The organism is Candidatus Hinthialibacter antarcticus, assembly GCA_030765645.1.
GTDB lineage: Bacteria > Hinthialibacterota > Hinthialibacteria > Hinthialibacterales > Hinthialibacteraceae > Hinthialibacter > Hinthialibacter antarcticus.
Genome location: JAVCCE010000004.1, coordinates 26677 through 48419, shown reverse-complemented (window position 1 = coordinate 48419; position 21743 = coordinate 26677). Strand labels below are relative to the sequence as shown.

General features: G+C 49.5%; 17 protein-coding genes. 7 read left to right on the top strand and 10 right to left on the bottom strand.

Annotated features, from left to right (window positions below; genetic code table 11):
* Positions 1 to 171 precede the first annotated feature (171 nt).
* From P9L94_01090 to P9L94_01080, 3 genes are read left to right on the top strand one after another with little or no spacing between them, the layout of a single operon-like run.
* The gene (locus P9L94_01090) at positions 172 to 1899 is read left to right on the top strand and encodes a hypothetical protein (protein MDP8242647.1); all 1728 of its coding nucleotides are present in this window, start codon (positions 172 to 174) and stop codon (positions 1897 to 1899) included.
* Positions 1900 to 1927: 28 nt separating this feature from the next.
* On the top strand, positions 1928 to 3046 hold the full coding sequence (locus P9L94_01085; protein ID MDP8242646.1) for a hypothetical protein: 1119 nt from the start codon (positions 1928 to 1930) through the stop codon (positions 3044 to 3046).
* A gap of 1 nt (position 3047) precedes the next feature.
* Complete coding sequence (locus P9L94_01080) at positions 3048 to 4127, top strand: hypothetical protein (protein MDP8242645.1); 1080 nt, start codon at positions 3048 to 3050, stop codon at positions 4125 to 4127.
* Between the two features lie 341 nt (positions 4128 to 4468).
* On the opposite strand, the gene P9L94_01075 is transcribed toward P9L94_01080, so the two are convergent.
* Positions 4469 to 5044, bottom strand: a complete 576-nt coding sequence (locus P9L94_01075) for a DinB family protein (protein ID MDP8242644.1) — start codon at positions 5042 to 5044, stop codon at positions 4469 to 4471.
* 51 nt (positions 5045 to 5095) lie between these two features.
* Positions 5096 to 6190, bottom strand: coding sequence for a tRNA guanosine(34) transglycosylase Tgt (gene tgt, locus P9L94_01070; protein MDP8242643.1), 1095 nt, complete (start codon positions 6188 to 6190; stop codon positions 5096 to 5098).
* Positions 6191 to 6957: 767 nt separating this feature from the next.
* On the opposite strand from tgt, the gene P9L94_01065 reads away from it, so the two are divergent.
* Together P9L94_01065 and P9L94_01060 are read left to right on the top strand one after the other, a co-directional pair.
* On the top strand, positions 6958 to 8199 hold the full coding sequence (locus P9L94_01065) for a cytochrome-c peroxidase (protein MDP8242642.1): 1242 nt from the start codon (positions 6958 to 6960) through the stop codon (positions 8197 to 8199).
* Between the two features lie 79 nt (positions 8200 to 8278).
* Positions 8279 to 9568, top strand: coding sequence for a glycosyltransferase (locus tag P9L94_01060; GenBank protein MDP8242641.1), 1290 nt, complete (start codon positions 8279 to 8281; stop codon positions 9566 to 9568).
* 51 nt (positions 9569 to 9619) lie between these two features.
* Here P9L94_01060 and P9L94_01055 read toward each other — a convergent pair whose 3' ends face one another.
* The 4 genes from P9L94_01055 to P9L94_01040 all read right to left on the bottom strand — a co-directional run bounded on the left by P9L94_01055 (position 9620) and on the right by P9L94_01040 (position 12262).
* Positions 9620 to 9871 carry a hypothetical protein gene (locus P9L94_01055; protein MDP8242640.1) on the bottom strand — a complete coding sequence of 84 codons (252 nt, stop codon included), beginning with the start codon at positions 9869 to 9871 and terminating at the stop codon, positions 9620 to 9622.
* Positions 9872 to 9938: 67 nt separating this feature from the next.
* Complete coding sequence (locus P9L94_01050) at positions 9939 to 10766, bottom strand: formylglycine-generating enzyme family protein (protein MDP8242639.1); 828 nt, start codon at positions 10764 to 10766, stop codon at positions 9939 to 9941.
* A 102-nt stretch (positions 10767 to 10868) separates the two neighbouring features.
* A complete protein-coding gene (locus P9L94_01045) occupies positions 10869 to 11516 on the bottom strand; it encodes a hypothetical protein (GenBank protein MDP8242638.1) in 648 nt (215 codons plus the stop codon).
* 131 nt (positions 11517 to 11647) lie between these two features.
* Positions 11648 to 12262, bottom strand: coding sequence for an MBL fold metallo-hydrolase (locus tag P9L94_01040; GenBank protein ID MDP8242637.1), 615 nt, complete (start codon positions 12260 to 12262; stop codon positions 11648 to 11650).
* A 205-nt stretch (positions 12263 to 12467) separates the two neighbouring features.
* Here P9L94_01040 and P9L94_01035 point away from each other — a divergent pair, with 205 nt between their 5' ends.
* Positions 12468 to 13988 (top strand): hypothetical protein, encoded by a 1521-nt coding sequence (locus tag P9L94_01035; protein MDP8242636.1) that lies wholly within the window; start codon positions 12468 to 12470, stop codon positions 13986 to 13988.
* Positions 13989 to 14022: 34 nt separating this feature from the next.
* On the top strand, positions 14023 to 15117 hold the full coding sequence (locus P9L94_01030; GenBank protein MDP8242635.1) for a hypothetical protein: 1095 nt from the start codon (positions 14023 to 14025) through the stop codon (positions 15115 to 15117).
* 250 nt (positions 15118 to 15367) lie between these two features.
* Here the strand turns inward: P9L94_01030 and ppk1 are convergent, their stop codons facing one another.
* From ppk1 to P9L94_01010, 4 genes are all read right to left on the bottom strand, one after another.
* The gene (ppk1, locus tag P9L94_01025) at positions 15368 to 17440 is read right to left on the bottom strand and encodes a polyphosphate kinase 1 (GenBank protein ID MDP8242634.1); all 2073 of its coding nucleotides are present in this window, start codon (positions 17438 to 17440) and stop codon (positions 15368 to 15370) included.
* A 426-nt stretch (positions 17441 to 17866) separates the two neighbouring features.
* Complete coding sequence (locus tag P9L94_01020; GenBank protein ID MDP8242633.1) at positions 17867 to 19336, bottom strand: DUF1080 domain-containing protein; 1470 nt, start codon at positions 19334 to 19336, stop codon at positions 17867 to 17869.
* Positions 19337 to 19387: 51 nt separating this feature from the next.
* Positions 19388 to 20440, bottom strand: coding sequence for a nucleoside hydrolase (locus tag P9L94_01015; protein MDP8242632.1), 1053 nt, complete (start codon positions 20438 to 20440; stop codon positions 19388 to 19390).
* A 153-nt stretch (positions 20441 to 20593) separates the two neighbouring features.
* On the bottom strand, positions 20594 to 21499 hold the full coding sequence (locus tag P9L94_01010) for a restriction endonuclease (protein MDP8242631.1): 906 nt from the start codon (positions 21497 to 21499) through the stop codon (positions 20594 to 20596).
* Positions 21500 to 21743 lie beyond the last annotated feature (244 nt).

Below are 21743 nucleotides of genomic sequence, written 5' to 3'. Positions count from 1 at the left end.
CTAACCCAACATAGAACAACAATCAAAACAGCGTGATTTTTAAAATTTTGATAATAGTAATCTTTTTATTTACTAATGATATTTTAATCAAATTTTGTTAAATTTAACTTGACGTTTGATTTTTTTTTTTCTAGTGTAGAGAAATAAATCTTTCTTCTTTGGAGAAGCATTATGAAAAGTTCATACTTGAAACTGTTTGTGAATGCTCTATTTTTTTGTCTATCCTTCTTATTCATTCAAACAACTTTCGCCCAAACTCAAAGAGGGCCTGAAACTTACTGGGCGCCTTTAACCAAGCGAGTTGGGCAAGATAAAACAGTTAGTTCAAATCGGTGGTTCCCAATTGGCTGGGCGGCGGAAGTTTATTGGGTAAGAGGCCTGAATAATCCCTATGGCGATAATGATAGGCCTGCTCGGTCAAATACTTGGGCGGATGGCTCTGTTTGGGGACTAAAAGATTTAACTTACTCTAATCATGTCGATACAATTTTCTTGCGACCGCATCCAAATTACAAATTGAGAGGATTTCCGAACTATAGAGAACAGGAGTATGCTTCAACTATTGATCCTGTCTTTAATTCGACGGATTCAGATACTAACACTTGGAAGCGTTCTTATGTTCGTTTTCTGGATACGCTTGACGATATTCACAGCATTTCACCAACGCACGATTTTTATGGCGTAGCGCATATTGCAGCAAAAATACCTTATAAAATCGATTCTGTTGAATTCCCAAATAACACGCCCTATTGGCCTCAATGGCCTTGGGATATTTTCTCTTCAGTCCAATACCCCGGGTGGTTTCAAGATGGATATATTAAAAATCAACCTCCAGTTCCGAATGTTCCTGCTCCCAATCCTGTTGATTGGGTAAATAATGAATACCCTACGATGGTTGATACTGTCAACACGGTTGAAAATCATTCCCGTTTAGCAGCTTGGTCGCTAACGGATGAACCGTATGGCGGCGGTGCTGCTCAATCTTTAGAACAAGGTAATTATGTTGAAAGAGATGCGCAGGGGAATGTGATAAAATATTGGCCTGCTTATCCAGGGTTTAAATCTCACATTCATAATCGGCTTGTAGATATAAAAAACATTATTGTTAACAATGATTCTAATACACCACGCTTGCCGATTTTTAATGATATCCGCAGCTGGAGGAATTATTTCAACTCGATAGATACCAAAAATTTATATTTGTATGCCCCAGCGCAGGCATGGTTAAATATGCTTGATGTTACTGATTATTTGATGGATAACAAATACCCGGATGGTTATAGACCGAATGGAAGTTGGCTAGAAGCAGTTTATAAAACTCAATCTGCTATGGATTATGTTGTCCAACCATCATTGCATGGAATCAATGGTTATGTTATGTGGGCGCAAGGAGGCTCGCTTGCCGGAAGTTTACCAACGATCGAAGAGCTTCGTTATACATGTTACGCTCCATGGATAATGGGAGCACAAGGCGCTATGTTTTATGATTTAACGATTAGTGATGCAAATTACTATGCGCAAGCCAGCGCCATACAACATGAAGCTTGGTTAATGAGGGATGCTTTATTGGAACCTGATCCAAATATATCGGTGCATATGACGGCGTCAAAAGACGTAAATAAAGCTCGGTTTATTCTTCGCCCTGATCCAGATTTTAGCAGACGATACTTGTTAATGATATGTAATTATTATTTTCCAGAGCCAACTAATTCAGGGGATCCACTTGTACCAGAGGAGCAGGATATAACAATTACATTTGATAATCACAATATTGAAACTGTGTATCAGATTAATTTGTCATATAACTGGTCTTATGTTTTAAATGGAACTGACTCTATATCTGTTGGAATGGGTAGCCCTTGGGCTCGCGCATTTTGGGTGAGATTGGAAGAAAAATAAATATAAGGAACCATAAAGGAGATTTCAAATGTCTTTATCATATAAAATCATCATAGTGTTTTTTGCATTTTCACTTGTAGGACATTCTCAAACGATAGAATTACAAACAAACCTACCGACTCAGCTGGTGAAAAAAGTTGATTTTCTAAGTGATACAAAGGCTGATTCTGCTTCAAGCGATTTGGATATTAAAACTTATTTTGACGTGAAACGTGGTAGTTCTTGTATCAATCGCGATGGAAGCATATTTGTTAATAATGGTCGAATTGTTGAATTGAAGTCGAAGGGGAACGAAGTTACCAAAATCAGTGATGGGAAATTTTATGATTTTGGTTCGCCTGCGTTAGATAGTGATGGAAAACTGTTGGCATACATAAGGCAAGAGGGCAATTATGGGTTGATTGAATTTTATGATGTTGAAAATAAAAAGAATGTCGCTACTTATACGCATTATCGCGTGGATGAAGCTCGCCTTTTAAATCATCTCGTAATGTCAGGAGATGGAAGCGTTTTTGCTTACAGTTTGTTCGAACCTGGAATCGACCCTACAGGACACCATATTTATGTGGTTGAAAAGAACAGTAATTCTTTTTCTCCAACTCTTATCGGTCAGGTAGAAGGTTTGAAATCGAAAATGTGGATCAATCAGCAAGGCAACCGGATATTCTATAAGGCGGCGACTCGAGTGAATAGAGCACTTCGCACAGACGTCTTCATGGTTGAAAAAAAAGAGGATCAATGGTTGCCTCCTGCACGGCTCTCATTGCCTGCTAAATCTGGTTCTGCTTTGGAACCAGATATATATGATATTAACTTGCAAGGAGATCAAATATTAGTGTGGACGGATTCTTATGGCTTGGCTATTGTAAATGAATTGAAAGGCAAATGGAGTGAGATTGACTATATTGGATATACGCCAAAACTTCGTGATCGGGCACGGATGACGCCGGACGGAATGATGGTGATTGTCCAATCTGACCATACGAAAGACGTACGTGACTATGAAGAATGTGACCTTTTGAAATTTGTGAAAAATGGTGAGAAATGGAATAATGAAAAACTAAATCCAGATGGTCTTAAAATGTTTGGAGATTTTTTATTAAGTAAGGATGGCAACCATTTACTTTGGACTCCTCAAAGTGAATAACATGAAAAAGTTCTTATTTACTATTATTGTATTATTCCTTACTTTCTCAGCGGCGGCGGAAGAACCGTCGCCGCTAAAGGTATTTCATTATGAGACAAACCCTGTTGATCTATGTGTGACAAATGACGGAAAATCTCTCTTTTATGCTTCGTATGCAAATGGAATTGTAGAATTTGATGTTGAGAGTGGAGATATGGTTAGAGTGTTAAAAGATGGCGATGATATATATGGCTACAGGCCTTTTAATCTTCGTATATCGAATGACAATTCTCTATTACTAACGGGGGATCGTTATACTGACGATGCTGAATTGTGGAATTTGACTTCTAATGAAGTTCTGCAACACTTAGGTCCACATTATATGCTATCAACTGGGCCAGGTTCTTCCGTTTCTACAATTTATGCAGTTGGTATCTCTTCAACCCATTCTTATTGTGTAACATGGGGTACGAACTCTGAAACGCCATTTCCAACTGCCGCCCACTTTTGGGATACTGAAACAGGCGAAAAATGTTTTTTTATAAATCCAGGAATAGAACTATATTTTAACTATCCAGACATGTGGCATATTTCATCGGATGACCGCTATCTGTTTTTAGGGCGTGAAGTGTGGGATATTGAAACAAGAAAGAAAGTCCAAGTCCTTGATCCAAGCGTATATGGTATAGGTGAGCCGATTGAAGACAGAGATGTTTTAACGGATGTATATGTGGTTGAAGAAAAGGAGGAAGTTGTAATTGCTGATTTATATAGCGTGACTTTATGGAATTTTGAAACAGGTGAATTTATTCAGTCTTTTGGAAATGAAGAACATCCTCTTTTTATCGAAGTATCTCCAGACCGTCGTTGGCTGATGGGTTTAACATATTCAACAAATGGATATATTTATGTTTTATATGATTTTCAGACGGGGAATAAAATTGCAGAAATTAAATACCCACATCTAGATTCGTATAGTTTTTTCAAGTTCCACCCTAATTCACATCAAGTATTTTCGATTGTTCTCGACGAAATCCATTTGTGGGATATCAATGATTATCTGCACCAATCCTCAAATTTATGCGCTGAAAATTATCGCTAGCCACGGCGTTGCGAAAGCGGCGCCCTCTTTTTCGTTTGCGGTTATGAGTCTTGGGAGCGTTTCTCCTCGCTTTGGCGTGATGTTTTTTGGGGAGGGCGAGGCTCCTGCCGAGCAAATTAAACTCCGGCATTTCACAAATTGGCAAACCAATCAGGCATGGGTGCAACTCTGGGAGCGCCTGTGCAAAAGGGCCTGAAAGCCCGCACTGAAGCGAGCAGAGTTGTACACATGCCAAACGCAGCGGAGTTCAAGTATTTTTGAGATGCTTCTAAATACTCGATTTGATACCCCGCTGCTTGCGGCGGGGTTATTCATTCATGTGGGAAAATAGGAGCATCCACTTACGCCGCGACGCGTTCAAGAGCGCGTCTGGCTTGTAGAATATGACGGTTTTGATGAACCAGCAATAAGACAATCCACTGGCCGACGCTCAGTTTGAGCCAGTCTATGGCGGGAGATGCGACTTTGGTCTTTGTCGGGTCTTTGCCTTGAACCGCCTGCATGATGACGATCAATTCACTTTGCCAATGTTGATATTGTGTGATGGTCTCTTGAATCGACGGCGATTGAACCGGCGCATAGTCGGTATGCGACTTTAGGCGGATCAACGGGCGCCTGTCGCTGCCGCTGGCGAAATAAACAAATAAGCGTTCGAACATGGAATAATGATAGGCCTTGGGGCGCTCGGATTGCTCGCTCTTCATCATCTGCAGGGCTTCTTGTAGTTTCGGAATCACCTTCGAGGAGATTTGAACCAAGTGGTCGCAACATTCAGACGCTGACCATTCGTCCTCACTTGGGCGTCGTCTCCAGAGGTCGTCGTCGCAATCTTTGGTTATCGCACAGACTTCGTCTAATAGGCGGTTTGCTTCTTGCACCAGCGCTGGAATATCTTTATCGGAATTAAATTGGACCATGTTGACAGTATACCTGCCCTGTCCCTGAAAAAGAAACAAAGTCTTCTTTTCTTATTTGTTCATCCACTCGTTACGAAAGGCTTCGAAGGTTCCCTCTTGGATGGTTTCGCGGCACTTGGCCATGAACTGTTGAAAGAAGGTGATGTTGTGCAGCGAGGCCAGGCGTGATGCGAGAATTTCACCCGCCTGGAAAAGATGGCGCAAGTAGGCGCGGCTATAGTTTCGGCAGCAATAGCAACCGCAGTTTTCGTCGATCGGGTTTTCGTCTTCACGGAAGCGGGCTTGCTTGAGCGTGAGCTTTCCGTTCCAGGTGAGCAGGTGGCTGGTGCGCGCCAGCCGGGTGGGGACCACGCAGTCAAACATATCCACCCCGCGATAAATCGCTTCGAGAAAATCTTCGGGGGTGCCCACCCCCATCAAATAGCGCGGCTTGTCTTTAGGCAGAATTTCATTCATCGCGTCGCATACCGCCCAGGTGTTTTCTTTGTCTTCACCGAGCATCAACCCGCCGATGGCGTACCCGGGAAAATCCAATTGCAGCAGGTCATTCGCGCTGCGCTCGCGCAGGTCCTGATAGACGCCGCCCTGCACGATGCCGAACAGCGCCTGGTCGTCACGCTGATGAGACTGGACGCAACGCCGCGCCCAGTTAGACGTAATCTCAATGGAATGTTCGGCATACTCGCGGGTCGCGGGGTAGGGCGTACATTCATCGAAACACATGATGATGTCGGCGCCCAGGTCGTTCTCGAGTTTCATCACGCTCTCTGGCGTGAAGCGGTGCTCGGAGCCGTCGATGTGCGAGCGAAATGAAACCCCTTCGTCGTCGATCTTGCGCAGCGACGCCAGGCTGTAGACCTGAAACCCGCCGCTGTCAGTGAGGATGGGGCCGTCCCAGTTCATGAACGAGTGCAGCCCGCCCAGTTTGGCGACGATGTTCTGCCCGGGGCGCATATACAAATGATAGGCGTTGCAGAGCAGAATCTGCGACCCCGTCTCGGCGACCTCTTCGGGCGTGAGCGATTTGACGGTGGCGTTGGTGCCGACCGGCATAAACGCGGGCGTGTCGAACGAACCGTGCGGCGTCGTCACCGACGCAACCCGCGCTTGTTTGTTTGTATGGTGAATTTCAAATGAAAGTGACATAGCCCCGTATTGTAGGGCGGGATGAGATTTTCAGAATATGCGTGAAGCAAGTATATCTGTAGGCTCTGCGTCTTGGGTACGTCTCTTCTCGCTTTAGTGCGGGCTTTCTGCTGGATAGAAATAATGGGAGGGCGAACCCTGCCTGCGGCAGGCAGGCTCCTGGTGAGCCGGATAATACCGAAAGCCTGCTCCCTCTCCCACTGGGAGAGGGCTGGGGTGAGGGAGGTTTTTATTTATGAATCGCTGGTGAATGTACAGACGGTCAGATGGTTTATACCGTGAAGTCCCCTAAGGGTAGTGGCGTCGAAGACGCCGGGGGGATTTCAGGTAACGCCTCAAGTGTTCTCGTTGCCACCCCTCTCCAATTTAATAAAAAAATGGTTCCTCTGGTAATTGAGTACCTAGTATTGATGGATAGCCATAATTTTGTTTACGAAAACGTATTCCGGCCTGTCCAAAATTGACAAACCAATTCAGGCATGGGTGCAACTCTGGAAGCGCCTGTGCAAAAGGGCCTGAAAGCCCGCACTGAAGCGAGCAGAGTTGCACCCATACCGCATGCAGCGAAATCTCAATTCAATTTATAAAAAAGCACCCAGTTTTCGGAAGAACCAAAAAAATTCACTTTATCCTCAATAAGTCCCCCAATCCTTTCGTTATAGATCAAGTAAGTAAAGTTTATTTGGCCAATAGACTATCGCTAATGAATCATTCGCCGTTTTCTGAACGCGTTGTGGGATGCGTTCAAGTTGGAGGGAGAATATCCAATGACTAACTACCTGAAATATATGAGTTTCACTTTCTTTGTCTTCACTTTCGCCGCTGGGATGACAATTATCGCCCAGCCGTCATTTTCGTTTGGAGACGGGGTGCTTGATTTAAGCAATCCACATGAATACGCCAACCAGGCGGTTCCAAATTACATCCGGCGGGACAACACGCCCGCCAGCAACCCCATCACCAATGAGGGCGCCACGCTGGGGCGGGTGTTGTTTTATGATACGCAACTGTCCATCGACGATAGTGTTTCGTGTTCGACTTGCCACCAGCAGGAATTCGCGTTCAGCGACCCCGATACGGTCAGTATGGGCGTGAATGGTTTCACCGGGCGGCATTCGATGCGGTTGATCAATGCGCGCTTCGCCGAAGAAGACAGCGCCTTTTGGGATGAACGCGCCGCGACCATCGAAGACCAGGTCACCCGGCCCATTCAAGACCATGTCGAGATGGGCTTCAGCGGGCAGGACGGTAACCCTGACTTTGATGATCTGATCGAAAAATTAGAAGCGCTCGATTATTATCCGCCGCTGTTTACCAACACATTCGGCGACGGCGCCATTACCGAAGAGCGCATGAAGCGGGCGTTAGCGCAATTTGTTCGCAGCATCCAATCGTTTGACTCGAAGTACGACGCCGGGCGTGTGTTGGCGAGAAACGACAACCAGTTGTTTGCGAATTTCACCCAAGATGAAAACAGGGGCAAAGAGCTATTTCTTCAGCGCCCGATTCTTGGCCCGAACGGCGTTCGTACGGGCGGCGGCGCGGGGTGCGCTGCGTGTCATCGCCCGCCGGAATTCGACATCGACCCCAACTCGCGCAACAACGGCGTGATTCGCGCCATCGACGGCAGCATTGATTTGACCAACACCAAGTCGCCGTCCCTGCGCGATATGGTTGACCAGAACGGCGCGCCGCACACCGGCTTCATGCACGACGGCGGACAGACGGCGGCTAATTTGAATGCGGTCTTGGGGCATTACAACGCGATTCCGCAGATCAATGACAATCGCCAAAACCGCAACGCGCTCGACCCCAGGTTACGCCCCGGCGGTAACTTGCAACGCTTGAATCTGACTCAGCAAGAACGCAACCAGATGGTTCAATTCATGCGCACGCTGACGGGATCGAATGTGTACGTCGGTGAAAAATGGTCCGACCCGTTCGACGTCAATGGAGAGTTGGAAGTGCTTCCGCAAGAGAACAGCGTCTCCGGTTGGTCGCTGCATTAAAATGAAATTCGATGTGTTACACTAAGGGGCGCTTTGACGAGCGCCTCTTTCTTTACTCAAAGTTTAGTGGGTGTACACAATGAAGATTCTCATCATTACGCTTGGAACGCGCGGCGACGTTCAGCCCTACGTCGCATTGGGCAAGGGTCTCAAATCGGCGGGGCATGAAGTCACCCTTTGTACATGCGCCGCCTTTGAACCGTTCATCACCGAACACGGTTTGAGTTACGCCTACATGAACGACGAGATCATTCAGATGATCCAGTCGAGCACCGGCAGCGAAATCATGGAGGACGCCGATAATTTCTGGGGGATGTTCAAGGTCTACTTGCGTCTGATAAAACAGGTCGCGCCCATGCAGCGCAAAATCATGGCGGAGAGTTGGCGGGCGGCGCAGGAAAGCAACCCCGACCTGATCCTTTTTCACGTCAAAGGGCTGGGGGCGCCGCACTTCGCCGAGAAACTGGGCGTCCCGTCGATGATGGCGTTTTATCTGCCGATCTATACGCCCACTGGGGCGTTCCCGGCAGCGGGGTTTCCCAATTGGAACCTGGGCGCGTGGTATAACCGCCTGACCTATTGGCTCATTTTGAAAGTGACCGCGCTGGCGTGTAACAAATACATCAAGCCCTGGCGCAAAGAAAACGGCCTGCCGCCGCTTTCGCGCAAAGTCGATACCGTCCATACCAACGCGGGCGAGCGAATTCCGATTGCCTATGGCTACAGCGAGCATGTCACGCCGCGTCCAGCGGATTTGCCCGACGACGTGAAAGTGACCGGTTTCTGGTTTCTGGACCGCCTCGACGACTGGCAGCCGCCCGACGAATTAGTACGCTTTCTCGATACGGGCGAACCTCCAGTTTACGTCGGCTTTGGCAGCATCTCCGGGCGCAAGCCGCAACGCACGGCGGAGATTGTAATTGAGGCGTTGCAACGGGCGAACGTGCGGGGAATCATCGCGACCGGATGGGGCGGACTCGACGCCAGCCAATTGCCGGAGACGATTTTCAAGATCGAGCAGGCGCCGCATGACTGGTTGTTTCCACGCATGGCGGCGGTGGTGCATCACGGCGGTGTGGGTACGACCTCGGCGGGGCTGCGGGCGGGGCGCCCGACGGTGGTGTGTCCGTTCTTTGGCGACCAGCCTTATTGGGGAAGCCGCGTTCATGCGCTGGGGGTGGGATGCAAGCCGATCCCGCAAAAGAAACTCACGCCGGAAAATCTCGCCGCCGCTATCCGCGAAGTGACGACCAACTCGGATATCCGCAAAAACGCCGCCGCGCTGGGCGAAAAAATCCGCGCCGAAAACGGCGTCAAATCCGCGGTCAAGTTTATTGAGGGGCGGATGAGAGAAGGGCAAAAAATGTAGGGTGGGTTCTTAACCCACCATTGAGTTTTTTTATAGATAGAACGAAGGCATTTATTTGTCAGTCAATGTATCTCGGCATTCTCGTTTTATATCTTCGAATGTTTTGTCAGATAAATCGCCGCGTCCGGCTTGTTCAATTCGCGGTTGTAACAATGATTTAATCTGATGAAGCGCAGCGTCGTCTGAATCAGGAGTCATTGAACAATCTAAAACATATTCACTCACACTTTTGCCTTCTAAATCAGCTAAGGCTTTGATTCGTTCATGTTGGTCATTGGTCAAATCAATTAATAATTGCGGCATGAATAAATATCTCCTTTCATTCAGATGATTATACAAGAAATCCTCATAATCGACAATTATGTATTCCCTACTCCATTTCTCTCACCACTCGCAGGCCGAGCAGTTCTAATTGGGTCGGGTTGGTTTCGGGGTTGCGGGCGGCGGAGCGGGCGTTCCAGGAGAAGTCATAAAAACCGCCGCCGCGTTTGATGCGGGTGCTTCCTTCTTGTATGAGCGGATCGGTTTGCGGCGCTGACGGATAGGGCGCGTAGAAATCCTGACACCACTCGTTGACGTTGCCGCTCATGTCATACAGTCCCCACGGGTTGGGCTGTTTCGAGCCGACGGGATGCGTGGAACGGCTGGAGTTGTAATCAAACCACGCGTAGTCAGGCATATCAACAAAATGGAGGTCGTCGCCCCAGGGGTAGCGGGTGGTGGTTCCCGCCCGGCAGGCGTATTCCCACTCGGCTTCGGTGGGCAGGCGAAAGACGCCTGCTTGGAGTGAATTCAATCGGTCGATGAAATGTTGGCATTGGTCCCACAATACGCTGTCAACAGGGTGGTCGGGATTTTTAAACTTTGAGGGATTGGCGCTCATCAGCGCCGTCCATTGTTTCTGCGTTACTTCAAACTGTCCCAGATAAAACGGCTTTGAGATGGTGACTTCATGTTGCGGGCTTTCGTCGTCGTCGCGGTCTTTTTCCGCATCGGGGCTGCCCATTACGAAGGCCCCGGCGGGGATTTTCACAAACTCTATCTTAACGCCGTCTGAAAACACGACTTCGATTCCGGCGTCGGTGGTTTCAACCTTTGCGGCGTTATTTGGGCCGCATCCCCATGAAAAAACCAATAGCAAAATGAATAGCGATGTATTAAAATAGGTTGGCCTCAATTTGAATGCGTCCTTACTCATAAAATGAAATAATTATCATGCTCTGGAATTGTTGAGTGGCAAAGGTGAAACCTAGTGGAGCGAAGGCACCCTTTTATTTGTTCATAGTTAAGTGATATCAAACTAAGCGTCATCCCAAGCATCTTTAATATCTTCATCTATAGTGACAGTTTCATCTTCAAGCATCTTCTCATACTTCATTGCATACTTAAGTATTGCAATAAGATCATCGCCATCTCCTCTCATACTAGTATGCTCATAACCTGTTTCATAATTGTTGTAGTTGGTTTCAATTAAGTTCATTAATTCTCTAATTTGTTTTAGAACATCTTCGAGTTCATTGATGTGAAGAGGAGATAATGAATTAATCTTTGATTCAACTTTAAGATCAGAATGAGATAATTGCTTATTCCTCCGCTCTCTAATGGACTCGCTATCTCTTTTTATTTTATTAAGTAATCTTTTGTATTCTCTCGCATTTATGTCTTCATTGTCTTGTAAAAGTTTTAAGAGATAACTTAGTGAAAGGTTTATGTCCTTACCATTTGATGTAGGATCAGTTAATTTGCATATCGTAAGTAAGACTTTATCCAGGATGGAATTCTCTACTAAATAAAAAAAAGAACCTGCGCAGTCTTCAAGAATATCAATACGTTCCTGATCACTAGAATCAAATAACTGTTTATATATTCTCCAGGATGCATGAAGCCATGTAATTTTTTCTTGTAGAAGCCTAAATGTATTTTCAGTATTTGTAGGGAGTGGACTCATATATCTAATCTCTGCATTCTCGATAGTTATAATTCTCTAAATAACCCGCCGCAACTTCCCAAAAAAAAACGATAGAAAAATGATAATGGATATGTTAAAACAAGTCGGCGTCAATTTGAGTGCGTCCTTACTCATAAGATGAAATAATTATCGTGCCCTGGAACGATGACGTCTGCTACCTTGGCGATCTGGTCGATGGAGTTGCGCGCCTCGGGGCGGCCTTCGCAGCCGTCGCCCGGGTCGCGGTTTTCGAAGTGGTCGAAGGTGAGGATGGCGTCGCCCGCTACCGCAACAGCGCCGTCGCGGGTTTCAAACAAATAGGCGCTCGAACCGTGGGTATGCCCCGGCGCAGGCAACAACTCGACGCCTGGCAGCGAATGGTCTTCAAAGGGTTCAATTTGCTCTACAAACGGCGCCGGATGGGGCGCGTTGAGCGCGGCGCGGATTTCGAGTCGCGGCATCAGCCAGGTCGCGTTGGGGAACGCCCGTAACTCTTGATAATGGGTCGGGTGAAAGTGCGTCAGCAAGACGGCGTCGATTTGCTCCGGCAGCAATCCGCTGCGGCGGTTCAATAGAGTGCGCGTACATTCTGGCGACTCGAACCCCGGGTCAATCAAGATGATATTGTCAGCGGTTTCGAGCAGGGTAATTGTGCATAGCGGCTTTCGCTTGGCCGAATCTTCGCCCCAGTATGGGTTGCGGCTGAGTGAGCCGATTTGTATAATTCTCCAGTGTGGATAGACCATGTTTTTATAGTTTACCCGCTTTTTTAAGCAGGAATATTGGCGTAGAGACATGGAAGCGATTTATAAACGCCAAATGTTGTTCTAGTTTACTATGTGCTTGCGATACAAAGAGTTATATTAACAAGAATATTGATAATCTTTATTGACATATTCTATAAATCTTATTAAATATTGCAGGTTACACAAAACCCAGGAGGGACAAAGTATGTTGAGGGTCTGTTTTCATGCCGTTTTAGCAATTGCACTCGTATTCTCCGTTATCGGAGCGACTGCGCAAGATATTCAAATTTTGCTCAGTGATGGAACCGTGTATTCGCCAGGAGACGAAGTTGTTGTGGGCGACCCCATCAAGGGCGCTTTAGCCACCGTCTCGTATGGCGGCGGCCGTTTGGTGGTGACTGCCTATGGTGAAGTCATCGGAATCGGCGTTGATGCGCCGTTTGAAGGCATGGATTTTTCGATGCCGATCATGAAAGATTTTGTTTTGAACCCGGACGGGATGGGCGGCTATCTTCTCGACCAATACGGCGGCGTTCACCCGTTGGGCGATGCGGAATTTTTAGGCGCTCAGTTTTACGGGACGCCGTTTAATCCGCTGACCATTGCGCGTTCGCTTGAATTAGCGTTAGACGCAGCTGGCGACGTGTTGGGGTATTATTCGCTCAACCGCTATGGTCAAATTTCGTCGAACGGGTCTGTTCCCGTATTACCGGACGTTAAAACCAAGAATGCGGTTTCATTGAAAATTTCCCCGGATGGGACGGGATACGCTGTGTTGACTTCCGGCGGTTCCATCTTCACATTCGGCGATGTTCCCGCGACGGAACTCGCTCTTGAAGACGGCGTGAAAATTGTTGATTTCTCATTCACGCCAACCGGGCTCGGTTTATATCTGATTGATTCAACTGGAATGATTTATTCAACCGGCGACGCCGAAGTGTTTGAAACGCAGACGCCATTGCCAAAAGGCGTGACCGTTGCGGGAATCATCTCCGATGTTCAGCCGGGTACAGTCGAAAACCTGCCGGATGACGTTGCTCCAGTGCCGACCAATACGCCGACGGCGACCGCGACCCAAGCGCCGGTTGCAACTTCGACGCCGCTTCCGCCTACGGCTACGCCGGGCGCGCCGACCGCGACGCCAATTGCGCCGACTTCAACGCCGCTGGCTCCAACCGCAACGCCTGTGGCGCCAACCGCGACGCCTGAATCGCCAATCAATACGCCGGTTCCAGGGGCGCCGACTGCAACGCCGGTTCCACCGACATCGACTCCGGTTCCACCCACGCCCGTTCCGGCTACACCAACCGTCGTACCGGAATCGCCGACCGCAACGCCCGAATCACCCGTCGCAACGCCAACGCCGAGCGGGCCTTCGATTGTTGCGCCTGGCATCTATGACGTGTTTTTGGGGACATGGAACGCGCAATTCATTAACAATATGACCGGTCAGGTTGCCATGAGACAACTTCGTATTGCGATCGAAGGCGGCAAGGTGGTCGCTGAAGACTTAAGCAGCCCACAGTTGTTTAATACCAAGAAAATCACATTGAATGTGATGGCTCCCGACGCCATCGCGTACACCAAAACCGGGACAACAATCGAGTCGCTTAATTTTGGATTGCTTGGCGGCAACACGGGAATTGTCGGCGGCTACACCTTCGCCAGCGGGTTCCCACCGATTCCGCAAGTACATGCGATCACCATTGATTTCAGCAATCAGTAACAGTTGCGTCTAATTGATAAGGAGACACAAAGAGATGAAATATGCAGGTCGTGTAGTTCTTAGTTTGGCTCTCGTCGCAGCAGCGGCGTTTCAGCAGCCAACCGCTTTCGCTGATGACGCAGAAAGTTATTTCATTCGTCATACGGTGAACCGTTATTTCCCCATTCACATGACTGCCCGTACGATGGGCATGGGCGGCGCGTTTGTCGCCATTAAAGGCGATTCGGCTTCCATCCTCGGCAACCCCGCCGGGCTTGGGCCGCTGACGGACAGTTTTATGACCGGCGGTTTGCAGTTTGGTCAAATTTCCGGCGACGATCTATCAACATTAGACGGCGTGGATGAAGACAACTACGGCGGATTGTTGATGGGCGCGTATCCGATCACCGATGCGTTCAGCATGGGTTGGGGTTTTGTGCCGACCTTTGGCGACGCCGATGACGCCTCCAATCGCGAAACAGAAAACTTCTATGTTCCAATCAGTTTGGCGTATGACGTTACAGACGCCTTCTCCATCGGCTATGGCATTGGCTACATCAACGATAGCGTTGAAGCCAGCGGCTATGATGGCGATATGGACGTTGCGTTTTTGCACCGCTTCGGCGTGTTGTTCGCCGCCTCGGATGTGCTTGACCTTGGCCTGATGGGAACCTATGGCCACGGCGACGCAGAATCGAGCGCGGTCAGCGGCGCGAACTTCGACGGCGACCGCGAATCGTGGGGCGTTCAGGGCGGTTTGGCCTGGATGGCGACCAGCGACTTGCTGTTGGCCCTCGACCTCGCCTATGAAGACATGGACACCGAAGGCGACATCAGCAATAGCCTGATTCCCGCGTTTCCTTCGATTGGGTTTGAAGAATCCATCGAAGCGTTGTCCGTCCGCGCAGGCGCGGAATACGCCTGGAACGAATGCTTGAAACTTCGCGGCGGCGCTGGCTATACCGACTATGATTACGAAACCAACGATGCCGCCACGGCGGCCTTGGTTGATGGAATCGACGGCGCCCATGTCTCTAGCGGTTTTGGTTATGAATGGAACGAAAATTTCGTGACCGACGTCGCGGGCATGATTCGCTTCTTTGACGAAGTCGACTTCACCGTCGGCGCACAACTGACATACAAGTTTTAATGTGACATGAAAGTTCGTTTGCCGAATTATTATGTGATCTGAATCTATCGCTGGGCCCTTCGGGCGCACTGATACTCAGTGATTTCTGCTGGAACTTTTTATGTAAGAAATACGAAATACGCAACGGGCGGTCTTATGACCGCCCGTTTCTGTTTTTAAACCACGCGCTTTTTTGATACAAAAACATCGTCGGCGTCATTGCTAGGCAGGCTACGGGCGCGCTTAACGCACAGTATTTTGTCTGACGCTCTTAGGATAATTTGCTGTTTGCGAGTACGCGTTCCATTAAGATGGTGTGAGTGCAGAGTTCTTTCTCGTTGCCGGGAGTGCGCTGGGTGTAGGTCCCGTCGGGATGCAGGTCCCAGCATTTGCGGTTGTCTTTCCAAAACAGCTCGAGAGTGTCCAGCAATTCCTTTTTGAGTTCGGCGTCTTCGATCGGCGCAATCGCTTCATAGCGGAAGTCGAGGTTGCGGCGCATCCAGTCTGCTGAGCCAATGTAGACTTCTTCTTTACCGCCGTTTTGGAAATAGAAAACCCGCGAATGCTCAAGAAAACGCCCGATAACGCTGATGACGCGAATGTTTTCGCTGAGGCCTTCGACGCCGGGCTTGAGACAGCAGATGCCGCGCACCAGCAGGTCGATTTTAACGCCTGCTTTGGAGGCTTTGTACATCCACTCGATCATTTGGATGTCTTCGAGTGAATTCATCTTGGCGATGATGCGGGCGGGTTTGCCTTTTTTTGCGTGGTTCATTTCACGCTGGATCATGCGCTCGAATTTTTTGCGCATGTTGGCCGGCGCGATCAATAATTTGCGGTATTCGGTTTGCCTTGAATATCCGGTGAGAGTGTTGAACAGGTCGGAAATATCTTCGCCGAGTTCATCGCGGCAGCTGAGCAGGCTGTAGTCGGTGTAGAGGTTGGCGGTGCCGGGGTGGTAGTTTCCGGTGCCGATGTGGACGTAGCGCCTCATGCAATCGGCTTCTTCGCGCACGACCAATAGCGTCTTGGTGTGCGTTTTCAGCCCGACGAAGCCATAGGTGACGTGTACGCCGGCGTCTTCGAGGGTGCGCACCCACTGGATGTTGGCCGCTTCATCAAAACGCGCCTTGATTTCGATTAACACCGCTACCTGTTTTCCATTGGCGGCGGCGCGTTTGAGCGCCTTGATGATGGGCGAGTCGTCAGCGGTGCGGTAGAGGGTCTGCTTAATGGCCAACACGCGCTTATCGTTGCTGGCTTCTTCTAAAAAGCGCAATACGCTGGTGTTGAACGACTCATAGGGGTGATGGACCATGATGTCGCGTTCACGAATCAGCGAGAAAAAAGAACGCGGTTCGTCGCTGAGGTCATTGCGTAAAATCGCGGGGTGGGTCGGCCCTTTCCACGCGGGGTCTTTCAGTTCCGGGTAATCGAGTTTTCCCAACGCCATCAGGTCGCGCAGGCTGAGCGGCCCGTCAACGACGTAGACGTCGTCGGGTTGTAATTTCATGTGCTCCGTGAGAATGCGCTGCATCGCGGGCGAGCAGGAGCGGTCGAGCTCAAGCCGCACCGCCTGGGCGAACTCCCGGTGCATCAATTCTTCTTCGATCAACTCAAGAAGGTCATCGGCCTCGTCTTCTTTGCGGTCGATGTCGACGCTGCGGGTGACGCGAAACGAGCACTGCTCAATGATTTTGACGCCGGGGAACAGGCCCGCCAAATTGGCCGCGATCACTTCTTCAATCGGCACGAACACATTGGGGACGCCTGTCGGCAGCCAACGCGGACGGTTGGTGGGGATTTTTACGCGGGCGAAACCGACTTCCTGGCTTCCTGGAGGCCGCAGCCGCACCGCGATGGATAAGCTCATGTTGCTGATGAATGGAAACGGCTGCCCCGGCCCGACGCCCAATGGAATCAGGATGGGGAAGATGGATTTTTTATATTCGTGATTGACTTTGCGCTTTTGTTGGCTTGTGAGCTGGTCAAAACGCAGAATCTTGACGCCATGTTTTTCAAGCGACGGCAAAATATCATTCAAAAGGCATTCACGTTGACGGCAGACCTGGTCGATGGTGCGTTCGCGTAAAATGTCGAGTTGGTCATGGGGCGTGAGGCCGTCAGGCGAGCGCTTGGTGATGCCGGCGGAGAGCTGACGTTTTAATCCACCGATGCGCTTCATGAAGAATTCATCGAGGTTGGAAGAAAAAATTGCGATAAATTTCAAGCGTTCCAGCGTGGGGGTTCGGCTGTCGAGCGCTTCGTGCAGAACGCGTTCGTTGAAATCGACCCAACTGATCTCGCGGTTGAAAAATTTTGACGGTTTACGACTGGTTTTCATAAGAGTATCGCCTCAAGTATCCATACAAATTAGCATTGCCTGCATAAACCGACAAGAATGCCCCGGCGTTATTTCAAAAATGCGCTTAAAAAGAAGAACGCGCCGCAAGTAAAAAACCTTACGGCGCGTATGTGTTTTCATTGCGAATATTCAAGCGGCGGCGCCTTGCTCTGGCTATGGGACGCCGATGGAATCCACTTAATATCTTTTTGGTATCCACCCTGTCCGTCGGAGCGGACGTCCCCCCTTAAAAAAGGGGGCTAGGATATTCGCCTTGCTTGTGAAATGAGGCGCAGATGAGGCCTCTCGTATGCCGCGTCCGGCCAGGGGGCGTCTCTGTGAGCGCCTGTGCATAGGGCCTGATAGCCCGCACTGAAGCGAAGAGAGGCGTACCCTGGCCGGGCATGAGCGTACTGATCATTCCTTCTATTTTTTGAAGCCTTTGACTTGAATCGGCTTTTGACCGTCGGGTTTCGGTTCAAACATATCTTCTGCAACCAGTTTGCATTCGTTAACTATTTTCAAGCAATATTCCATGCGGCCTAATTCCGCGTCGCCGTTGTTGGTTCCAAACGAAAATGTACAGCCCGATTGTTTGGCTTGTTTGATAAAGGCCGCGCTGGGGATTTTGAAACGGGCGTTGATTTCGATGGCGACGCCGTGTTTCACCGCTGCGTCAATCACGCGTTGCATACGCGCGGGCGTCCAGAGCGCGTCGTACTTGGCGGCGATTACTTCGGGCAGGAAGGTGGGGTTAACGAAGATGTCAATCGGTTCCGATGAGATGATCTCGACGATGCGGTCGACGTACATGTCCATGAATTGCTGTTCGTCATCGACGAAGACTTCGTCGGGCATCCATAGGCGCATGCGGCGGCCTTTGTGGTCGGTCCAGGTGAGTGCGTCTGAAAACACGTAGTCAAATTGCGCGACGGTTTCGGGCGAGACCAGCGTCGTCCATTCGCGGCCTTCGGCTTGGATGGCGGTGAAAGCGGGCTGGTGTTTGAACTGGGATAAAAACGCCAACGCGCCTGCGTCATCCTGCACGGGGAAGCCAAGCCCGCAATTGACCGCGATGCCGTAATTGATCCCAACCCGGAACGAATTTTCGAGCGCTTCCTGCAAGGTCAAACCGCCTTTGAGGTGGACGTGATAGTCAACCACAGGGAAGTTCGCGTTATGCAACTGGACGATTTGCATGTCGATTTCGTCTAACGGGGCGGTTGGCGAGCCGCCGATGGGTTTCGCCAACGGCTTGACGACGATACGGCGGAAGTAGGCTTTGCTTTCGGGATCGTGACATTGCAGCGCGAAGGTCCCGTGGCTGAGTAGGCGGGCTTCACGATTTTCGCTGCGCCCGGGTTGGGCGGGTTCGGTGTAATCGACGGTTTTTTCATCATTAACAAACATCTGGATGCGCTTGCCTCTCACCACAATGCGCATGGTGTTCCACTCATAGTCGTTGGCGATTTGCAGGTATTGGTTGCGCACCGAATAGAGACTGCCGGTTTTTTTTCGCTCAATATATTCGCCTGAGCCGCGATGAGTGTTGTTGACCTGCGCCTCGTAGCCTTGTGCGGGCCAGCCTTTGTCTTGAAACGCGGTGTGAAAAAATACGCCGGAATTCGCGCCGGTTTCGGTTTTCCATTCGAGGCGCAGTTCAAAATTGGTAAAGTCGGCGTTTTCGACGTCGCCGGTATAGAACAAGTGGGCGCGGGGGCCGTTGCAGACGATGGCGCCGTCTTCTACCCGAAATGACGCCGGGTTCTCGGCGGCGGTCCAACCGTTGAGGGTTGCGCCGTCAAACAGCGGTTGCCAGGTTTGCGACTGGCTGGAGACAGCGAAGGCGCAGATAAAAGCGATAAGGCTGAGAGTGACGTTGAATCGGGCGTACATGGTGTTTCCTTTCAGTGGTGAATATGGCTCTCTGATATTTCTGGTGTAGACCTATTTTCTCTTGATTTCTTCTTTCAACACGGCGAAGGGATCGTATTCTTCGTCGGGCGGAATGAAGATGTTGGACATGTAGCGGTCAAACAACATTTGATGGAACCCTTCGTCAGGCTCGTTGAGCGGGACCGCCCAACGCATCGCGGTGTGGATGGTCTTTCCGTTGGGGTCGCGCACGGTGTAGCCCCGATGGTCGACTTTGAGTTTGAGGTCTTCGATCTCGCATTTTGACTGGTCAAAGGCGAGGTAGACCGCCACGGTATCATACAAAACGCTCGAGGCGACCTGTGTATCGAGCCGGGCGTTGCCCGCTTTGGCCCAGGCTTGATAGGCCTCTTGGATGGTATTGACCAATTGGTTTCTCGGCGTCGAATTGGCCATGCGCAGCATGTCTTGATAGCCGATCCCGCGCAGCCGCACGGCGCCGCAGGTATCGAGCGGTGTGATGGTGAGGTCCCACCCGGCGCGGTAAAGCGCCTGGGCGGCGGCGATGTCGGCGCGTACGTTATATTCCGCGTCGGGGGCGTAAGAGCCTTCGTAGCCCCGGTCGATGCTGCCGCTCATGGCGACCACCCGTACATGATTGACGATGGCGGGGGCGCGTTGCAGCAACTTTGGAATGTTTGGACAGGGGCCGATGACGATCATCGTGACCGTGTCTGTTGTTGAAGCCACTGTGTCAATGATGGCGCCGATTCCATCTTGAATGACGCCGCCGGGGTAGGCCGCGAGGTCATAGTCTTCTGCCCAGGCGATTTGGCGGCCTGCCTTGTCGCTGGTTTTGACGCCGACGCCGATGGGGATGTCGCCGCGACCGACGGATTCTAAAAACTTCGCGGCGATCTTGGCTTTTCCGGTGGTATCGCCGAAATCGGTGACCACCAGTTTGAGGTCGAGTTCAGGGCTGGCGAGAATCATCCCCAGCGCCCAGGTGTCGTCAATATCGTCGCCGATGTCAGTGTCTAAAATGACGGGGATGCGCTGCGCCTGGGCGGGCAGCAGCAAGGCGAAACATGAAATCAGAAGCAAGATCGAGATTTTATTGAACATGGCGCGGCTCCAGTGAAACGTGAACGTAGTCTCCCTCTCCCTCTGGGAGAGGGCTGGGGTGAGGGTTTTTATTCATTGAGGTTTTCAATAGGCGGCGAGGCCGCCCCCTCATCCTAACCTTCTCCCAGAGGGAGAAGGGACTCGACTGTCGATTTACTCTTCCGTAAAATAATCCGTATCGACTTTTTTGATTTCGAATGTCGATTCTACCGAAACGCCTAAGTTAAAGTCAATCATGTATTCAGCCAATTCTTCGCCGTCAATTAATACGATCTTGCTTTTGAACTTCTCCACGCAAGCGGAAGCGCCCGATGAAAAGGAGGATGTCGTAATGAAAATGCCTTTGCTTGCGTGTTTCATATCTAATGCGCCCGCAAATTTTTGGATCTCTGGTTGAGTGACGACATTGGTATGTCCCCAGCGTTTGGCTTGAACATAAATCGCGTCTAAACCAAGCCGGTCTTCTTTTATGATCCCGTCAATGCCATCGTCGCCTGATTTTTTTAATACTTTCCCCGCATCTTTAATCGTCCCGCCGTATCCCATTTTAACCAGTAATTCAACGACGATTTTCTCAAAGCGATATGGATCAATCTCTTTTAGTTTTTCTAGAACTTCGCTTGCGAGTTCTTTTTTTAAATTTTGATATTCATTTTCAATAATTTCTTGAGGAGTTTGATCAATAGGCGGTGGGGGCGGTGTTCCATTATCGGGCTTTGGCTTTTGGAATTTAGCGAATTCAGGGAATTGCATTAAGAATTTCGCGTCAATTTTGGTCGGCTTTTCATTTAAAACTTTGATGCCTCTGTCTGTGATTTTGAAAATTCCACGAGAGGGTGAAATAAGTAAGCCAGCTTTTTTCAGATATGTCCTAGCCCATCCAATGCGATTGTTGAATACAGATTGGTTTCCGCTAGGCAACATTTCACTTAATTCTTCATTAGAGAGGTTGAAGTGACTTGCAACTTGATCGTGGATTTCTTTGATAGAGTGTTCTTGCTGCTCTGAACATGCTTGCAATACTGGTAATAAACAAGTCTGATAATCAGGAATGTTCATGTATAAACCCATTTCAATCGGAATATAAAATCAAAAATAACTTTCGCCACTGTATCATACTAAAAAGTAGAATTCAAAAGTTGAAGATAGGCGTCTGTCCCTTCCTATCTGGGGATGGTTCGGTAAGATACTTTTTTATCGCATCTTTGCTTTTTCATTGACGGGCGTATGCCCAATTTTGTTGAACCTGGATAGTCGGGCGGATCAGGACGCGTGAGTTCTTCTCGCAGCCTGGAAACCCCCT